We start from the raw sequence: 18,139 nt of genomic DNA, 5'->3' as shown, positions 1-18,139 counted from the left end.
GATTCTTAGCCAAGGACCGGATGTAGGCGAAAGCGACTATGATTATCAATAGTGCCACAACCACCTTCATCCAGAATCCGGAAGATGATGAACTCTCTGTAGACGACATTGGGGGGCTCTCCTTTTGCTTGATAGTTGTCGATGAATGGGAGTTTGCAGGGGCGGGAGTCTCAATTTCCTGACTCGCTTCAACTGGCGAATCCGGTTTCTTCCTCCCTTGAGAGGATTGCACTTGCCCTACAACCATCTCAGATGTCTGTGTTGTGGTTGTGTCAGATTTCTGACTAATGGAGGCAACAGCTACTAAGGCGGCAGTTTTTTTATCTGCTTGGGGGCTATCTGAAGAATCCGTGCTGGATGCCTGACTTTTTGCAACCCTCTTTTTCGCCACTTTTTTCTTTGAGGCTTTCTTTTTAACGGCCACCTTTTTGGCGACCTTCTTCTTTGCCGTTTTCTTCTTTGCAGCTTTTTTCTTGCTTACCTTCTTCTTCGCTGTAGCCTCCTCCGCTGGGGGAGCCAAGTCAGCGGAATCAGGGCCCAGTTCTTTCTCTTCCGTATCAGCCATGGCGATTTAACTCCAGATTCGAAAAATACTGATGCGGGCAATCGTATCAGCCGGCTCCTGATAGGTAAATGAATCTCCGAATTTCAGATCAGAGTGTTCTAATATTATCCGGAGAGATGGAAAGTGATTTTGCTTACGGAGTCGTTCTTACGGTAAGCCAATCGGCGATCCAACCGCGTTTTTTCGTATCAGGATTGATGATATACGACCAGTTGCCATGGTGGCCGATCTCGACCAATTCTGAACCTTCAGTCACAGTTTCGACAATCTCATTGCCAGTTCCTGGACCAGCGCGCAGATTAGCGCGCTTCACCTTCACACGAAGTCTATCCCCGATCCAGGGGAGCTGAAGAATGCCATTGAGGTGCTCGTCCACCAGCGAGCTACCAACTTGTACAAACTCTCTGATGATCTCCTGAGCATCGGTTTGTCCGCCACGTGCTGCCTTCAGAAACCAGCGCAATGCGGCTTCGGTATCTTTTTTGATGCCCTCCCCGGTTGTATAGGTGAGTCCAAGGGTAAATTGGGCCTCAAGATGGCCTTGCATGGCCGCAGCTTCCCACCAACGGATAGCTTTCTCCACATCAACCCGGAGGCCATTACCGTTAGCATAGAGCCAGCCCAGATTATAGGCAGCCTCAGCATCGCCTGCATTTGCCAATGGTCGCCAAATGCAGAACGCCTCGGCAAAATTGCCTTGACGTAGAGCATCAAGCCCCTCCTCCACTGTCTCTGAGGCAGCAAAAATTGGACTGGATATGGGCAAAAAGAGAAGTGCCCAGATTAGGCTGGTAAAAAAGCGGGGACTGCTTGTGCGGTCAGCTGTCATTTCGCTATCCAATCTCGCGTACCTTGAAAAGATCAGGTTTGAGAGGTTTGAAGCAGATTTTCCAGGAGCGCCCTAACATTGCGCATACCCACCAGCAGGTTTTTCTCGATCTCTTCCATGCTGATCGGCTGATCACCCTTGCCTGCCGCCCAGTTGGCGACAACTGCGCAACTTGCGTAGCACAGATCGAGTTCACGGGCCAAGGAGGTCTCCGGCATCCCGGTCATCCCCACCAGATCACAGCCATCTCTCTCCATGCGGGAGATCTCTTTTGCTGTCTCCAGTCTGGGACCTTGGGTCACTCCATAGGTACCGGTATCTGCAATATTTTGTCCGGTCGTGATGCCCGCAACAATGAGTCGCTTGCGCAGCTGTTCGCAGTAGGGTTGAGTAAAGTCGATATGAGTGACCTGATTCAGGTCATACTCAAACAGCGTATGGTCTCGCCCGTAAGTGTAATCGATAATCTGGTCTGGAATAATCACCCGTCCTGGCGACATTTCAGCGCTAATACCACCAACAGCGGCGACACCGATCACCCTGTCGACACCAATGTGTTTCAAGGCCCAGAGGTTTGCCCGATAGTTGACTTTATGGGGGGGAATGTTGTGAGCGGGACCATGCCGGGGTAAAAAGATGACCTCGTTATCAGTTAACACGCCATGAGTCAGTGCCGCAGAGGGTTCACCAAAAGGCGTATGGACAACCTCTCTTCGGATGACATGAAAATCCGACATCTTGTTGAGCCCAGTTCCCCCGATTATTGCCAGTTTTGCCATTATTTTTCTGTCCAGCGGTCATCAAGAACCTCGGATTGTAACCCGAGCCGCCAGGCAAACATACTCGCCTGTGTAAACGCAAAAAAGCCGGCTGGATATCCAGCCGGCTTCATGAAGCGCTCATGGCGTCTCAATCAGAGCTCATCAGCATGCGCATCCAGATATTCTGCCACGCCATCGGGGGTGCCTTTCATGCCTGCATCGCCTTCTTTCCAGCCCGCCGGGCAGACTTCACCGTGCTCTTCAGTAAACTGCAGCGCATCGATCATCCGTAGCATCTCGTCAATGTTACGGCCCAGGGGCAGATCGTTGATGACCTGATGACGAACCACGCCACTCTTGTCGATCAAAAAGGAACCGCGGAAGGCAACGCGACCATTCGGAGTTTCCACATCGAAGGACTTACAGATGGCGTGATCGAGGTCGGCAATCAGCGGGTAACCCACAGCACCAATACCACCGTCATTGACCGGGGTATTGCGCCATGCATTGTGAGTGAAGTGGGAGTCGACAGAGACACCGATGACTTCGACACCGCGCTTTTTGAACTCATCGAGGCGATGATCAAAAGCAATCAGCTCAGAAGGGCAAACAAAGGTGAAATCCAGCGGATAAAAGAAGATGACGGAGTATTTGCCATCAGTAGTTTCTTTGAAGTTAAAAGTGTCGACGATGGTTCCGTCGCCCAGCACAGCGGGTGCGGTAAAATCAGGTGCCTCGCGGCCAACAAGTACGCCCACGGTTGTTCCTCCTCATGGGTTGACTGGAATCTGACCAACCATCGAAACGATGACTGGCCTCTAAACTCGAACGGAAATCATAAGTGTTTTTGTCGGGAATTAGAATAGAAGGATTCTAAATTTTCATTAAATATTCATATGCACCCATAACTTTTTATTCTAGATACTAGAAAAGGGGCCGTCAGCCCCCTTCTCAACGACATCTGTCGCTCCCTAATGTGCGGCGATCGACTGCTCGTACATGCCGGCTGATCTAAGCGTCGGTACCAGTACCTTTGTCTCGCGTTCGATCCGCTCCTCGATCATTTTAAAGAGTTCATGCGTATCGCTAAGGAACTCCTCGGTAAAGTTGAAGTCGCACTCTTTCAACCACTTTTGATGATACGCATCGAACTGGCTGCGCATCGGTTTCTGGCCGTTGATAAAGCCCCAGGCCATTGACTTCAGCTTCGCATCCTCGTGAACCAGCAGATCAGGGTAGATCCCCGCGTCCTGATCAGCAATGTGCGCCTTCATCTTGTCCGACAGTTCACATATCAGCTGATGGGCAGTCTTTGCCGTGGGCAGGATCTTCAGCTGCTGCATGGTCATCATAGCCCTGAGGTCAGAGATAATCTGCAGCATCTCGGCATGGCGTCCTTCAATCGAATCGATCATATTCACTTCTACATCCTCCATCTGATCGTAGCCCGGATGCCCCCTAAAAAAAGCAACGGCATATCCGGGAATCGTTGTGTTTGGGGAGCTATCGGTCTCTGCCGGTTTCTACCCGATGGAGAGATAGTGAAACAAAACCACGGAAATGGCAATAGGTATTTAATTTTATTAGAGTTTTTTGGAATTCTTGAAGGGAAACCCCTAGCCGGAAAGATATGTTGTTAAGGGATTTCCCTAGATAGTCTGCAAGGTTATTTAGCCATCTTTTACTGCATAGATGCCATGCGCGTTACGCAGATAATCTTTGTAGTCCATTCCATAGCCAAAAACATAGCGATCCTCTACCTCAAGTCCGACAAAATCAGCCTTGAAGCCGTTGCTTCGGTCGTGACGTTTCTCCACCAGGACGGCACTGAACACCTCTTTTGCACCCGCTTTCTGGCAGGCCTCGACAATCGCCTTAAGAGTGATACCTTCGTCCAGGATGTCATCGATGACGAGAATCGTCTCACCTTCCAATGCGGTCGAGGGATGACCGATCCACTTCAACTCCGCACCGCCGCTGGTCTCCCCCCTGTAGCGGGTTGCATGGATATAGTCCTGGCGTAACGGAAACCCCAACCGGGTAAGCAAGTGTCCGGAGGGAATGAGCGCCCCGTTCAAAACGCAGAGAATGATCGGGTCGTGCCCCCCTAGCCGTCCAGTGATCTCCATCGCCATGCGATCGAGGGTCCGCTCCACCTCATCCGGGGAATAGAGAAGATCAGCGGTTGCCAGAACCTCAGCCGCCTCTTCCTGGGAGATTTTTGCCACCTCTGTTACTCCACTATCAATTGAAATTCAGATCAAGACTAGCACCGTCTTCAGCCTGAACGAGCCGGTTGACCGCCGTTTTCCACTCAGGATCCAGATGCAGAGACTCAGAGGTTATGTCGCCGCGACCATGCATCCGCACCAGCCGCAGATGGGACACCGGATCCATATCCTCCCGCAGCTGTTCCAATACTTGAACTGCTGCCTGCCGATTGTTACAGACCAGCACCATATCGCATCCTGCGGCGCGGGCGGCCAGCGCCCGTTCACCAAATGAGCCGGCCTCTTCAGCTGCCGCCATGCTCAGGTCATCGCTGAAGATAACCCCCTGAAAACCGAGCCGTTTGCGCAAGATCTGTTGCAACCAGAAGGGGGAGAAGCCGGCCAGATTCCGGTCTACCTTTGGGTAGACCACATGCGCTGGCATGATCGCTTCAAGACCCGCGTGGATCATCCGCTCAAATGGGCGCAGATCATCGATCTCGATGTCTTCCAGCCGGCGCTGATCCACCGGCAGCGCATGATGGGAGTCGGCCCTGACCGCCCCATGTCCGGGAAAATGCTTACCCACGGCGGCCATGCCGGCCCGATGAACGCCCCTCATCCAGGCCCGAGCTAGATCGGCGACCACTTCCGGACTGGACGAGAATGCGCGATCCCCAATCACCTCGCTCACCCCCATATCCAGATCGAGCACCGGGGCAAAACTGAAATCAACACCCACAGAACGAAGTTCAGCGGCCATCAGCCAGCCCCCCTGCTCTGCCAAAGAGAGACCGAGTTGCGACTTCTCGCGGTAGTTCTCACCATACCAAGCCGCCGCAGGCAGAGAGCTGAAGCCCTCCCGAAAACGCTGTACTCGCCCGCCTTCGTGGTCCACCGCGATCAGCAGATGGGGCTCACGCAGCGCATGGATCTCGGCTGTCAGCTGTCGGATCTGCTCTGGATTCTGAAAATTTCGGCTGAACAGGATCACGCCGCCGCAGGCCGGATGGTTCAACAATTCGCGATCTTCCGCCGAGAGTTGCGTGCCCTCGACATCGAGCATTACCGGACCAAGTGTCATATTTAGTTTGGCTTTTTCCTTTAACTTTCACGGCAGTATGCCGCAAAGGGGGAGACAGGGAAAACGTTTCATCACACTCTACAAACTAGAACCTGACAGGTTGGAAAATGTTCAGAAAACACCTCTTGATGCAAATCGCCTGCTTGATCCTGTTCTCAGCTGGACTCTTTGCCACTCCGCTCAAGGCAGGAGAGGATGGTTCTTCAGGCTCGGTCCTCTACTACGAAATCAGCCCCTCACTGGTCGCCAACCTGGCCAAAGGGGGGAAATATATCCGCTGTGATGTGCAGTTGATGACGAAAGATGAAGATTTTCTGGAGCAGATGAGGTTGCACGGCCCGGCAATCCGCCATGAACTGCTTCTGCTGCTGAGCGAGCAAGATGGCAAGGTGATCAAGACCTCACAAGGCAAAGAACAACTGCGCAAACAGGCGCTCGAATCAGTCAGCCGAGTGATGAAGAAGATAGCCGGCAGCGACAGCGTGCAGGCCCTCTACTTCACTACTTACTATGTCAAATAGCGCGACTGTCTAAACGATCCCTCAGCTGGTCGCCCAGCAGGTTGAGGCTGAGTACCACCAGCGACATCGCCAGCCCCGGCGCCAACACCATATGCGGTGCCACCAGCATATAGCCCGCGCCATCCCTAATCATATTGCCCCAGGAGGCATCCGGCGGCTGCACCCCCAGGCCGAGAAACGAGAGCCCCGCTTCCGCCACCACCACCCCAGCCACACCGAAGGTCGCCTCAATGATCAGCGGTGCGCTCATCAGCGGTAGAAGATGGTGTAGCAGGATGTACGGGGTGCGACTGCCCAGCGCGATCGCCGCTGTTACATACTCCCGCTGGCGCAGCGACAGGGCCTGGGCACGGGCTAGCCGGGCGTAGCCCACCCATCCCACCGCAGCAAGAGCAATGATCAGATTATCCAATCCCGGCCCCATCACCGCCGCCAGCGCGATCGCCAGCAGGATGCCGGGAAAGGCGAGAAACACATCGATCAGACGCACCAGCAACAGGTCGACCCAGCCGCCGAGGTAGCCCGCCAACAGGCCAACCAGGATGCCGATGAGCGCCGAGCTGGTGACAACGGCGGCGGCCACCAGCAGTGACGATTGCGCTCCGGCGATCAGGCGGTCAAACAGTGGTCGGCCCAGATCATCGAAACCGAACCAGGCCACAGCCCCCGGCGGCTCAAGGATTCTCTGCAATCCGACCTCGTTAGGCGTCAGGCTGAACAGAGGCGCGCCCAAGGCAGCAAGCACCCAGGTCAGCAGCACCAGCAACGGAAAGGTCGAGCCAGACCGCATCAATCGGTGGCTCGGATGCGCGGGTCGACCAGCTGATAGAGCAGGTCGGTCAGGTTGTTCACTAGCAGATAGGCAAGGCTGATGAAAAGCACACACCCCTGCAGCACTGGATAGTCCCGCTTCTGGATGGCGTCGATCATCAGCGAGCCCACCCCCGGCCAGTCGAACACCACCTCAGTTACCACTGCCCCACCCAGCAGCGCCCCCAGTTGCAGGCCGATAATCGTCAGCAGTGGCAGGCTGGCGTTGCGCAGCGCATGCAGGCCGATCAGCCGCCCCTCCCCCACCCCCTTGGCCCGGGCGGTGCGGATATAGTCCTCACCCAACACCTCCAGCAGGGTGCTCCTGACCATCCGCGCCAGCACCGCAGCAAAGGCGCTGCCGAGAGTGATCGCCGGCAGAATGACACTGGTCAGGCCGTTGCGGCCGCTCACCGGGGTCCAGCCGAGCCAGAGCGAAAACAGCAGGATCAGCATCGGTCCGAGCCAGAAGTTGGGGATCGAGACTCCCAGCATCGACATCCCCATCGCCCCCCAATCCCAGCCCGTGCCACGCCGGACTGCCGCCATCATCCCCAGCGGCAGAGCAATCAGCAGCGCACAGAGCAGCGCCACCGCGGCCAGCTGCAGGGTCGCCGGAATACGTTGGGCGAGCAGCTGAGTAACCGGCTGTTTGGAGTGGAGTGATTGCCCCAGATCAAATTGTGTCAGAGAGGCGAGATAGTCGAACCACTGCTGCGAGAGGGGGTGGTCAAGCCCTAGGGATTGACGTAGCGCCTCCCGGTCGGCCGGCAGGGCTGACTCCCCCAACATCACATCTACCGGATCGCCCGGCACCAGATGGATCAGCAGAAACACCAGGCTGACCACGCCGAACATCACCAGCAGCATGCTCAGCAGCCGGGAGAGCAGGCGCTCAGCCACCGCACACCTCGTTTGATTCGAGGATCTCCACCGGTGTCCCTGCCCTGACCTGCTCAAAGAGTTCCAGCAGATCCGCGCAGCGCATGCGGATGCAGCCATGCGAGCGGGGTGCCCCCATCGGCTCAGAATCTGGAGCGCCGTGGATATAGATGAAGCGGCACAGGCTGTCGACCTGCCCACCCCGGTTGCGCCCTGGCTCATCCCCGGTCAGCCAGAGGATCCGCCCCAGGATCCAGTCCCGTTCAGGGAAGGCCTCGGCCAGCGCCGGGGTGTATCGCTCCCCGGTGGGCCGCCGCCCGACAAATACCGTGTCGGCTGGGCAGCCTGCCCCGATCCTGATCCGGATATGGTGATGCCCACGGGGGGTGCAGCCGCTGCCGTTGAACTCGCCGACACCGTTCAAGGCGGTGGAGACCGGATAGCGCTGCAGCAGGTTCTCCCCCTCCAGCAACCTCAACGACTGCTGTGCAATATCGATCAGGATTCGCCTGTCGGTCACTGCCGCTCCCTCTGCTCCAGGTTCAACACAACATTCTGTAACCCATCATAGTTGCCGTCGGCCATTAGCCGATAGCCCTCCAGCCGCTCAGCGCTGGCGCTGTACTGATGCTCATACCAGAGTGGAATATAGGGCAGATCCTGATGCAGGATCTGTTCGATCTGCCTATAGCGCAGCGCCCGCTGCTGCAGGTTTTCAGTGCCTTCCGCCTGGTCGATCAGCCGATCGACCTCCGGACTGGCGTAGCGGCCCCGGTTGGCGCCGCCCGGCGGCAGCGAGTCGCTGGCGAAGATGTAGCGGAAGATATCCGGTGTGCGCACGCCAACCCAGCTGAGCGAGTAGAGCTGAAATCGCCCCGCCTTGATGTCGCCAAAGAAGGTACCCCAGTCGTAACTGTGGATCTCGATTTCCACCCCAATGTGCCGTAACTGACTTTGCAGGATCACCGCCAGCCTGAGCCGAAACGGATCGCTGGATGTTTTGTAGCTGAGCCTGAGCGGTCGATCCGGCCCGAAGCCCGCCTCCCGGAGCAGTGCGCGGGCACGCTCCGGATCGTAAACATAGGGCGGCAGCTCAGCGGTCCCGGCCCAGTGTTCCGGAGGAAAAATCGTCTCTGCTGGTCGCGCATCGCCACGGAACAGATGTTGGATAATCGCAGCCCGGTCGATGCCGTGGGCAAGCGCCTGGCGGATCAGCGGATTGCCGGTCAGCGGATCGGCCAGATTCAGGCCGATGTAGCTGAAATTGCTGCCTGGACGAGCATCGACCCGAACCTCGCGCTCCTCCCGCAACAGGCCCAGCAATTCTGGAGAGAGATCGTTCTGCAACAGGTCGATCTCGCCACGCAGCAGCTTCAGCAGCCGCACCGTGGGGTTCTTCACCTCAACCAGCTCGATCCGCTGGCCGTCACTGCGCCGCTCCAGCAGCAACTGCCCTGGCCCTGGGTAGGAGAGAAACTGAAATGGACCGCTACCCAGCGGCTGTTGGTGGAAGTCGTGAGCCGATTGGATCAGCCGCTCCGGCAGGATGCCCAGCACCAGGTAGGCGGGAAACAGCGCATCGGCCCGCGCGAGATGAAAATCGATCGTCTCCTGATCCACCACCGCAATCTGTTCGATCAGCGCAAGTGCGGAGCGATGCGGTGAACCGTTTTCTAGATCGAGCACAAAACGGTAAGTGGCGGCTACATCCGCAGCACTCAGGGTAGCCCCATCGCTGAAGCGAGGACGTGGCGACAGCAGGGTGAAACGGTAGTGGTATGGGCTTAACTGCTGCCAGCTGGCGATGCCAGGCATCGGCATGCCCCGCGCATCAAAATCGATCAGCCGTTGATAAAGCAGCCGGTTGATGCGCTCCGAGGTGGCGTCGGTGGCGAAACGGGGATCGAGATTGAGCGGGGCCGAGGCGATGCCAAAGCGGATGCGGTCGGGATCCGCTGGCTGCTCACAGCCACTCAGCGACAGAATCAGCCCAAGCGAGAGCAGGAGGCGAGCAAACACGCCCTGCGCTCACCAACTTTTGTAGGGGTGTTTCACCAGACTGGCGTTATAGTAGCGCGGATCATCCGAGACCTCTTCCCCGGCCCACTCCGGCATCTGGAAGCTCTCATTCTCCTGCTGCAACTCGATCTCCGCCATCACCAGACCGGCGTTGTCGCCGTGGAACAGATCCAGATCCCAGATATGCGCACCGCAGCGCACCCGGTAGCGAATCTTGTCGATGACCGGGCCATCCACCAGCTCCGCCAGCATCGCCTCCCCCTCCGAGCGTGGGATTGAATACTCGAACTCGCTGCGGCTGATGCCCTTGGCGGCCCCCTTGAGGGTCAGCAGCGCCTTCTCTCCCTTCAACCTGACGCGCACGCTAGCGTTCGGCAGATTGGCAATATAGCCTTGCTTGATGGCCTGCTCTGAGACCACATCTGACTTCCATTTATCATTTTTAACCAAAAACTTACGTTCTATTTCTAATCCCATCTGTCATCCCTTTTCGAAGAGTGCGATCGACTCCACATGGGCGGTGTGGGGGAACATATCCATGACCCCCGCGGAAACCAGCCGATAGCCATGCTGATGGCAGAGGATGCCCGCATCCCGCGCCANGTGCCTGGATAGCAGGAGACGTAGACGATCCGCTCCACCCCCAGCTTTGGCAGATGCTCCAGCACCTCCTGGGCGCCGCTGCGGGGTGGATCGAGCAGCGCCTTGTCAAAGCGCTGCAGCAGCCAGGGTTCCTGCTCCAGCGGCTCGTAGAGGTTGGCAGTGAAGTAGTCGACGTTGTCGATGCCGTTGCGCTTGGCATTGGCGCGGCCCCGCGTCACCAGGCCGGCATCTCCCTCCACGCCGACCACCTCACCGGCACGGCGCGCCAGCGGCAGGGTGAAGTTGCCCAACCCGCAGAAGAGATCGAGCACCCGCTCATTGGCACCGGGGTCGAGCATCTCCACCACCCGCGACACCATCTGCCGGTTGATGCCGGTGTTGACCTGAGTGAAGTCGATGGGCAGAAAGTCGAGGCTGAGGTCGAAGTCGGGCAGCCGATAGTTGAGATCGGCGGGAATGCCAGAGAGTGGCTGGATGGTGTCGAGTCCTCCCTCCTGAATATAGATTTCAATCTGGTGCTCAGCGCCGAACTGCGCCAAGGCCTGCCGGTCGGCCTCGTTCAGCGACTCGAGGATGCGGAAGATCAGCACCAGGGTCTCATCCCCCATCGCCATCTCGATCTGCGGGACTTGCCGCTTGACGCTGAGGCCCTCGATCAACTGGCTCAACTGCGGCAGCAGTTGCCCGACCCGGGGATGGAGGATGTGGCACTGTTCAATGTCGGCGATAAACGAGGAGCCGCGCTCGCGGAAACCGATCAGCACCTTGCCCTTCTTCGGTACATCGCGCACGCCGAGACGCGCCTTGCGTCGGTAGCCCCAGGGGGTCTCATTGAGCAACGGCTCCAGTACCGTTTCAGGTTCCACCTTGCCGAGATGCTCGAGGGCATCAAGCAATGCCTGCTGTTTGGTCTGGATCTGCGCCGCCGGCGCCTGATGCTGCAGACTGCAGCCGCCACAGATACCGAACTGAGCGCAGCGAGGTTCGACCCGCTCCGGGGAGGCCTGCAACACCTCGACCACCCGACCTTCGTCATATTTGCGGCGCTGTTGAGTATAGAGAAAGCGCACCCGCTCGCCGGGTAGTCCGCCCACCAGAAAGGTGGCCTTGCCCTCGATGTGGACCACGCCCTTGCCGTCGTGGCTCATGGATTCGATGTTTGCCTCTACCGGCTCGGCAGGCAGCTTCTTTCTGCGGCGCGATCGCCCCATAGTATTTACCTTCTCGGCTGAAAAGCGCTCGATTCTACGCCGAGTCGAGGGGTGGCACAAAAGCGGCAAACCCGCAGGAGCGCTGCTTGTAGCGCGAATCGAGGGCATTGGGCCATTCGCGCTGCGCGCAACACCCCTACTTCTGTTTCCAATTGCCGCCGGCATCCTGATACCACCAGCCGGCAGCGGCCTCTTTAATCCAGGTGCGGGCAAAGATGTTACGCACATCGGTCTCCCACTCCGGATGGCCGTTGGCCTTGGCAATCTCCTGATAGAGCTGGTTGCGCTCGCGGTTCTCGGCGGCCACCAGTTTTTTCAGATGGCTGCGCTGTTTCAATGGCACTGCCGACTGCTGCCGTACACCCACCAGCGCCTTGTTGGTGAAGCCGATGGCACCGTTCTTATAGAAGGCGACCAAAGCGCCATGACGCTGCTTCATCGCCGCCTGCAGCTTACGCACTGTGGGGGTGTTGATATTGAAATCGGGCGTGGCCGCCGCCTGAGCGCTGGGAATCAGCCACTCCAGCGGGTTGATCACAATAAACTGATGGCGGCCGGGGAGCCGCATCGACTGGTCGTCTTTGCCAGGTTTATCCACCTTCTCCTTGCCGAGGATATCCTTGACGATCTCCTCCGCTGCCTGCTGTGCCTCAGCGGCCGGAAAGTAGATATTGATGGTGACACAGGCGCCAGGAACAGTACACCGAACGCAAACGCTGCCAATCTTAAGCTCTTCATCATCGACTCCATCTTCATTTACTACTGGATCACCGGCGCAGCACCACCTGACTGGGTGATCCCTTTCAACTGCTCGAGCAGGCTATCCCAATTGGCAGTGCGATTGTAGCCGATCACATCGATGCGGGGGATGCCACCGCCCTCCACCAGATAGTAGCCCCGATCCGTCTCACCGACACCACTCATCTGACAGACGCCCGCCTGCAGTCGACAGCCGATACCCAGACGACTGTAGCCAAACTCCTCGAAAAAACGCAGGAAGGAGCGTGCCAGAGAACCGGAGATGCCGCTACCGCCAAGGTTGGAGATGTTATCCACTGCCTGCTGGCTGATCCGGCGGCGCGAGTCGTCATCTTCGGGTGTGTGGAAGAAGGCGTCGAAGCTGACTGGCCTCCACGCCTCCATCTGTAGTTCACGCATGTAACCATCGAGCCGGCCGGTGATGCGGCCAAAGGAGAAGGTTCTGGTGAGGGTCTCCAGATCGAGCCCCTGCATCTCAATATCGGCCTGCAATCTGGGATAGACACCCAACAGATCCTGCAGCTGCAGGTCTCGGATCAGGATATCGCCATCGAACACCTTAACCAGCAGCGTGCCATCGATGCTCAGGCTGCCGTTCGCGTAGTTCATCCCCGGGATCATGCCAGAGAGCTTACCCGACAGTGGTGGCCACTCCAGCGCCTGGCTCAGACTGGCCATTGAGATCGGAGTGAGAAAGCCGTCAAACTGCAGCTGCGGCTCATCGCCATCCACCTGCAGGATCAGCTGCTCCAGCTGCAGCGCGCCATCCAATACTGGAATCTGGCTCGGCTGCTCGAGCTGAAAACGTTGTCCGGTGAGAGTGAAATCGAGCCGGCCCGGACCGATGGGAATCCGCTCCAGTAGGTGGCCACCCTGCCAGCGCAGCCAGGAGGCGACGGCAGGCCCGCCCTGGCTCCAGTGCAGATGGCCATCAACCCCCTGCAGGCCCAGCCGACGCTGATTGATGCCGTCAGCCTGGTCGTCCCACTGCCCCCCTTCGAGTATTGCATCCAGGCGGGAGTGACCTGGATGCAGCTGCAGGCTGCCGCTGAGCGAACCCTGCAGGGTGAGTCGCTCCCAGGGGGTGCCGAGCAGCACCGGTTGCAACAACTCGCGATGCAGATCGCCAAGCGCCACTGGCTCCAGTTGCAGAGCCAGTTGCTCGACCTTGGCGTGCTCACCCAGGCTGAAGCGGCCATCCAGGGAGAGATCGATCAGTTGCCCCTGTCGATGGTGCAGAGAGATGAGTTCGAGCTGATCCCCCGCCTCATCCAGTCGAAAATCGCCACTGAGATGGAGGGGGTGGTCTGCCAGATTCGCATAGAGAAATGGCGTTAGGGCCTCTCCCCCATCGAGCTGCAGTGCCAGACTCCCCTGCCAGCCAGCCGCAACAGCACCAATCTGCCCCGCAATGCTCCCCTGCAACCCTTCCGCAAGATAGGTTCCATCCGCGTCACTGAAGCTGGTCTCTCTCAATCCGATGGAGCCGCTGATCTGGGTGAGTTTTTGCTGGCTTCCAGTGAGTTCGAGCTGTGCATCGATCTGGCTCTGCAGTGACCATTCGGCCAGATTGACTGGGATGCCTGCAGCGGCGGTGAGTTTGGTCAGCTGCTGTAGCTGCAGCGCCTTGGCGTCGACCGTCGCCTGCCAACCCTGTGCATCGAGTTGCAGCTCAATTCGGGCAGTGCCGTCTGCCAGCCGGAGCCGGTTCAGTCTTGCCTGAAGATGTGGCTGCTGCAGATCCATCAACAGACTGCCCGTGCTCTGCTGCCGACCCAGCAGGGGGTGATCGAAGCCGATGCGAACCGAGGGACACTCCAACTGTCGCCCCTGCAGGCGTCCGTTGCTGCATTTAAAACTCAACTGCTGCAGTGGCTGCGCGAGGCCAGGCAGGTGGAGCTTGGCGATGCTGATCAGGAAGTTTTCCCGGCCGGGCGCTGGTTGGAGCAGTTGCAGGTTGATCCCTTCGGCGCTCCAGCCGGGAGCGGCGAGACTGCCGAGCTGCAGCGTCAACCGGCCGCTGGCAAAGATCGAGTGAAACAGAAGTGCAAACAGTAAACCGCCCAACAGGGCGGCCAGGAGCAGGCTCTGCCTACTCCGCAGGAAAGACATTGGTGGAGAGGTAGCGGTCACCACGATCGCAGATGATCGTGACGATAACCGCATCGCTCACCTGCTTCGACAGCTCCAGCGCCGCCGCCACCGCACCACCAGAAGAGATGCCGCAGAAGATCCCCTCTCGCGCTGCCAGCTCGCGAGTGGTCTGCTCGGCCGCCTCCTGGGAGACGTCGATGATCCGGTCGACCCGGCTGGCATCGTAGATCTTTGGCAGATAGGCCTCAGGCCAGCGGCGAATACCGGGGATGCTCGCCCCTCCTGGGGCTGCACACCGACGATCTCGATCGCCGGGTTCTGTGACTTGAGATAGCGGGAGGCGCCCATGATGGTGCCAGTGGTGCCCATGGCGCTGACAAAGTGGGTGATCTCGCCGCTGGTGTCGCGCCAGATTTCCGGGCCGGTGCCGGCGCTGTGGGATGCCGGGTTGTCGATATTGGAGAACTGGTCGAGGATCAGGCCCACCCCCTCTCCCTCCAGCTCCCGAGCCTTGTCGATGGCCGCCTCCATGCTGCCCTCTTTGGGGGTCAACACCAGTTCCGCGCCGTAGGCCTTCATCACTGCGCGGCGCTCCATGCTCATGTTCTCCGGCATCACCAGGATCATGCGGTAACCGCTGATTGCCGCCGCCATCGCCAGTGCGATGCCGGTGTTACCGCTGGTGGCCTCGATCAGGGTGTCGCCGGGCTTGATCTGGCCTCGTGCCTCGGCTTGGCGGATCATGCTCAGGGCCGGCCGATCTTTGACCGATCCGGCAGGATTATTGCCCTCTAGCTTGACCAGCAGGGTATTGCTGGTGTCGCCTGGAAGGCGCTGCAGCCGCACCAGCGGAGTGTTGCCGATGAAATCTTCGATGGTTTTGTAGAGCATGTCGGGATTAGATAGCTGCGTGTCAGAATGTTAGCTGGTTGGAAATTCTACCCTTTCCAGGGAACAGAGACAGAAACCAGTGACGCTAGATTTAGCCGTTCAAGTTACAATCAAAGCGGGTCAGATGCGAGTATTTTGATGAGTGGATTAACAACCGTTTAGGGCGTGGAGGCGTTCGAGGCTTGATAAACCAAAAATTTTCATGGATTCGCCGACGGATCTTTGCTCTAGCGGTCATCCCTGTTGTCATGCTCTCCCTGCTATTGGGCTGGTATCTACTTGAAACCCGCTTCAACGAGATCGAGGCGGATTTCAAGCAGCGGGCCGGGTCGATGACCCAAGAGCTTGCGGCGCTGAGCATCATGCCGTTAAGACAACAGGATGTGGATCGCCTGCAACAACTGGCACAGCAATTCCTGCAGCACCATGAAGTGGTTGGGGTGATTATCGGCGATCGCAATGGACGCATCAAGATTCGCGAGCTGGAGCCCGCTCGCCATTTCAACACCATCGAGAATTTTTTCTTCTCCCAGCATCCGAGCCGATTCAGCGCACCGATAACCAGTGCCGACACAGATATCGGTGAGGTGCGGCTGTTGTTCGATCCAGGCCCCTCCACCCTGAAAAAGGCCCATCTTCTGATCAATGGCTTTGGCCTGAGCCTGGTTGGACTGCTGTCGGCCATCCTGCTCGCCATCGTCCTGGGCAGGGGGGTAACCCGCCCCATCGAGGGAATGATGGAGGTGGTCAATCGGATCGAAAAGGGCGACCTCTCCAGCAGTGTAGTGGAACGCTCAACCGGTGAGTTGGGGCGTCTCGAGGTCGTCTTCAATCAGATGATCGCACACTTGAAGACCAGTCAGGCGGATCTACAGCAGCAGGTCGAGCAGGCCACCTCAGACCTGATGCAGACCATGGAGGCGCTGGAGGTGCGCAATGTGGAGCTCGATCTGGCACGCAAACGGGCGCTGGAGGCGAACCAGGTAAAGTCCGAGTTCCTGGCCAACATGAGTCATGAGATCCGCACGCCGATGAACGGCATCCTGGGATTTGTGAACCTGCTGAAGAACTCAGGGCTCAACGAGCTGCAGCTCGACTACACCAATACTATCCATCGCTCGGCCTCGAGTCTGCTGCAGATCATCAATGACATCCTCGACTTCTCCCGTCTCGAGACCCGCCAGTTTTCACTGGAGGTAGCCAACTTTAGACTGCGCGAGAATATCGAGGATTGTGTGGCGCTGCTCGCCCCAGGAGCCCATGAAAAGGGGCTTGAGATCGTGATACTGGTCTACAATGATGTGCCCGATCTGCTGATTGGCGACATCTCACGGATCCGCCAGATCCTGATTAACCTGGTGGGAAATGCGATCAAATTCACCTCCCACGGAGAGATCATTGTACGTGTGATGTTGGAGGATGAAGACGATCAACAGTGCACCCTCGCGATCTCGGTACAGGACAGCGGCATCGGCATTCCCGACGAGTTACAACCACAGCTCTTTGAACCCTTCAATCAGGGCATGTTGTCCGCCTCACGCATCTATGGAGGTACCGGCCTCGGTCTCTCCATCTGCAACCGTCTGGTGAAGGTCATGAACGGCTCCATCTCCATGCAGAGCGAGCAGGGCAAGGGCTCCACTTTCACGGTGCAGCTAAGCCTGCCCTATGAGGCAGATGGCCAGTCAACCCGCTATCCCCAGCTGCTACAGGGAAAACGCATCGCCTGCTACGACAGCCATAAACTGGCGGGCACCGCCAATCAGCACCGTCTGACTCTACTGGGTGCCAGTGTCGAGCGTTTCTATACCGCGGATGAACTGCTGGCGGCGATCCAGGCCCAGCCCCTGCTGCTGGATGCGATCCTGCTCGGATTCTCCCGTCGGGATTTACTGGATGAGAGTGTAAAGGCGCTGGTGCTGCGGCTACGCAATATTGCCAACATCCCGATGATCACGCTGATCAGTTCGTCGGACCAAGCGGTATTGGATGAGATTCGCGCCCTTGGGAGCGACGAGTGTCTGTCAAAACCAACCCCAATCCAACTGCTGCAGCGCAGTTTTCGCAAACTGCTGCAACTCCCGATCCACTCAGGTTATCCGAGCCTGGCCGTCGAGACGGAACCAATGGCCATCCCCAGCTACCCTGGCCTGCGGGCGCTTGTGGCAGACGACAATGAGATCAACCTCCACTTGATCGAAGAGCTGTTGAAGCGCACCGGTGCCGAGGTGGTGCTAGCCCACGATGGCGAAGAGGTGCTGGAGATCGTAGCCTGCCAGGCCGCCTTTGACCTGATCCTGATGGATATCCACATGCCAAAGATCGATGGAGTGGAGGCCACGATCCGCTTGCGACAGCAGGAGTCGGAAGATAGCCATCTGCCAATCGTCGGTCTGACTGCCGACGTGTTGCCACAGAACTTCAACCACGCCCTTGAGTCGGGGATGGATGCCTGTCTGATGAAGCCGCTGGAAGAGCTACGTCTGTGGGAGCTGATCGATCAGATCACCAGCCATACCCTGCCCGAACGCCCGTTACTGGTCAGCCAACCGCCTGAGGTGCACGATCAAAAGGAGAGTCCGCTGCGGGACACTGAGCGCGCCCTCTCCATCGCCGGAGGCAATCCGGAGCTGGCTCAGGAGATGTATGCGTCCCTGCTCAAAGAGCTACCAGGGGCACAGCAGGAACTCAGTCAAAAAGTCGCTGCACGGGACTGGATGGGGTTGCGAGAGAGCGCCCACAAGACCCGCGGCTCGGCACGATACTGTGCAGCGGTGGCCCTTGATCAGCTGCTGACCAGGCTGGAACTGGCGGCGGATGCCGACTCGGCCACCCGCACCACTGAGCTGCTTGGTGAGCTGGATGCGCTGATCCTGCGCATGACGCAGCAGAGCTGAGCT

At 58.1% G+C, this 18,139-nt stretch carries 15 protein-coding genes and 3 pseudogenes; 2 read left to right on the top strand and 16 right to left on the bottom strand.

Annotated features, from left to right (window positions below):
- The 7 genes and pseudogenes from RIFP1SYM_RS02590 to nagZ form a co-directional block, all read right to left on the bottom strand.
- Nucleotides 1-565 (bottom strand): annotated as a pseudogene (locus tag RIFP1SYM_RS02590) (hypothetical protein); the annotation flags it as partial.
- Between the two features lie 133 nt (nt 566-698).
- The gene (locus RIFP1SYM_RS02585; protein WP_138921796.1) at nt 699-1,394 is read right to left on the bottom strand and encodes an SH3 domain-containing protein; all 696 of its coding nucleotides are present in this window, start codon (nt 1,392-1,394) and stop codon (nt 699-701) included.
- Between the two features lie 32 nt (nt 1,395-1,426).
- A complete protein-coding gene (locus RIFP1SYM_RS02580) occupies nt 1,427-2,173 on the bottom strand; it encodes an S-methyl-5'-thioinosine phosphorylase (protein ID WP_005959087.1) in 747 nt (248 codons plus the stop codon).
- A 134-nt stretch (nt 2,174-2,307) separates the two neighbouring features.
- Complete coding sequence (locus RIFP1SYM_RS02575; protein WP_005959086.1) at nt 2,308-2,913, bottom strand: peroxiredoxin; 606 nt, start codon at nt 2,911-2,913, stop codon at nt 2,308-2,310.
- Nucleotides 2,914-3,126: 213 nt separating this feature from the next.
- Nucleotides 3,127-3,576: a hemerythrin domain-containing protein gene (locus RIFP1SYM_RS02570; RefSeq protein ID WP_006474433.1), complete on the bottom strand. Its 450-nt coding sequence runs from the start codon at nt 3,574-3,576 to the stop codon at nt 3,127-3,129.
- Nucleotides 3,577-3,825: 249 nt separating this feature from the next.
- Nucleotides 3,826-4,383, bottom strand: coding sequence for a hypoxanthine-guanine phosphoribosyltransferase (locus RIFP1SYM_RS02565; protein ID WP_005959084.1), 558 nt, complete (start codon nt 4,381-4,383; stop codon nt 3,826-3,828).
- Between the two features lie 16 nt (nt 4,384-4,399).
- Nucleotides 4,400-5,449: a beta-N-acetylhexosaminidase gene (nagZ, locus tag RIFP1SYM_RS02560; protein WP_005959083.1), complete on the bottom strand. Its 1,050-nt coding sequence runs from the start codon at nt 5,447-5,449 to the stop codon at nt 4,400-4,402.
- A 143-nt stretch (nt 5,450-5,592) separates the two neighbouring features.
- Here nagZ and RIFP1SYM_RS02555 point away from each other — a divergent pair, with 143 nt between their 5' ends.
- Nucleotides 5,593-5,970: a flagellar basal body-associated FliL family protein gene (locus RIFP1SYM_RS02555; RefSeq protein WP_240991618.1), complete on the top strand. Its 378-nt coding sequence runs from the start codon at nt 5,593-5,595 to the stop codon at nt 5,968-5,970.
- Here the strand turns inward: RIFP1SYM_RS02555 and RIFP1SYM_RS02550 are convergent.
- The 9 genes and pseudogenes from RIFP1SYM_RS02550 to cysM all read right to left on the bottom strand — a co-directional run bounded on the left by RIFP1SYM_RS02550 (nt 5,963) and on the right by cysM (nt 15,239).
- Nucleotides 5,963-6,760 (bottom strand): ABC transporter permease, encoded by a 798-nt coding sequence (locus RIFP1SYM_RS02550; RefSeq protein ID WP_006474431.1) that lies wholly within the window; start codon nt 6,758-6,760, stop codon nt 5,963-5,965. The genes RIFP1SYM_RS02555 and RIFP1SYM_RS02550 overlap by 8 nt on opposite strands.
- Nucleotides 6,760-7,683 (bottom strand): nickel ABC transporter permease, encoded by a 924-nt coding sequence (nikB, locus tag RIFP1SYM_RS02545; protein WP_005959080.1) that lies wholly within the window; start codon nt 7,681-7,683, stop codon nt 6,760-6,762. Before nikB ends, RIFP1SYM_RS02550 begins: the two co-directional genes overlap by 1 nt.
- The gene (locus RIFP1SYM_RS02540) at nt 7,676-8,182 is read right to left on the bottom strand and encodes a L,D-transpeptidase (RefSeq protein WP_005959079.1); all 507 of its coding nucleotides are present in this window, start codon (nt 8,180-8,182) and stop codon (nt 7,676-7,678) included. Before RIFP1SYM_RS02540 ends, nikB begins: the two co-directional genes overlap by 8 nt.
- Nucleotides 8,179-9,681 (bottom strand): ABC transporter substrate-binding protein, encoded by a 1,503-nt coding sequence (locus tag RIFP1SYM_RS02535; RefSeq protein ID WP_005959078.1) that lies wholly within the window; start codon nt 9,679-9,681, stop codon nt 8,179-8,181. Before RIFP1SYM_RS02535 ends, RIFP1SYM_RS02540 begins: the two co-directional genes overlap by 4 nt.
- Before the next feature lie 9 nt (nt 9,682-9,690).
- Entirely contained in the window at nt 9,691-10,158 is a 468-nt protein-coding gene (locus RIFP1SYM_RS02530) for a CYTH domain-containing protein (RefSeq protein ID WP_005959077.1), read from the bottom strand.
- 3 nt (nt 10,159-10,161) lie between these two features.
- Nucleotides 10,162-11,495 (bottom strand): annotated as a pseudogene (rlmD, locus tag RIFP1SYM_RS02525) (23S rRNA (uracil(1939)-C(5))-methyltransferase RlmD).
- A 136-nt stretch (nt 11,496-11,631) separates the two neighbouring features.
- Nucleotides 11,632-12,093 carry a YdbL family probable chaperone protein gene (locus RIFP1SYM_RS02520; protein WP_005959075.1) on the bottom strand — a complete coding sequence of 154 codons (462 nt, stop codon included), beginning with the start codon at nt 12,091-12,093 and terminating at the stop codon, nt 11,632-11,634.
- Between the two features lie 161 nt (nt 12,094-12,254).
- Nucleotides 12,255-14,366 (bottom strand): translocation/assembly module TamB domain-containing protein, encoded by a 2,112-nt coding sequence (locus RIFP1SYM_RS02515; protein ID WP_005959074.1) that lies wholly within the window; start codon nt 14,364-14,366, stop codon nt 12,255-12,257.
- A pseudogene (cysM, locus tag RIFP1SYM_RS02510) lies at nt 14,347-15,239 on the bottom strand (cysteine synthase CysM). Before cysM ends, RIFP1SYM_RS02515 begins: the two are co-directional and overlap by 20 nt.
- Nucleotides 15,240-15,421: 182 nt before the next feature.
- Here cysM and RIFP1SYM_RS02505 point away from each other — a divergent pair.
- Nucleotides 15,422-18,136, top strand: a complete 2,715-nt coding sequence (locus RIFP1SYM_RS02505) for an ATP-binding protein (RefSeq protein WP_005959071.1) — start codon at nt 15,422-15,424, stop codon at nt 18,134-18,136.
- The last annotated feature ends 3 nt before the right edge of the window (nt 18,137-18,139 follow it).

It is taken from the genome of endosymbiont of Riftia pachyptila (vent Ph05) (assembly GCF_000224455.1).
Lineage (GTDB): Bacteria > Pseudomonadota > Gammaproteobacteria > Chromatiales > Chromatiaceae > Endoriftia > Endoriftia persephonae.
This window is presented reverse-complemented; position numbering and strand designations above follow the sequence as displayed.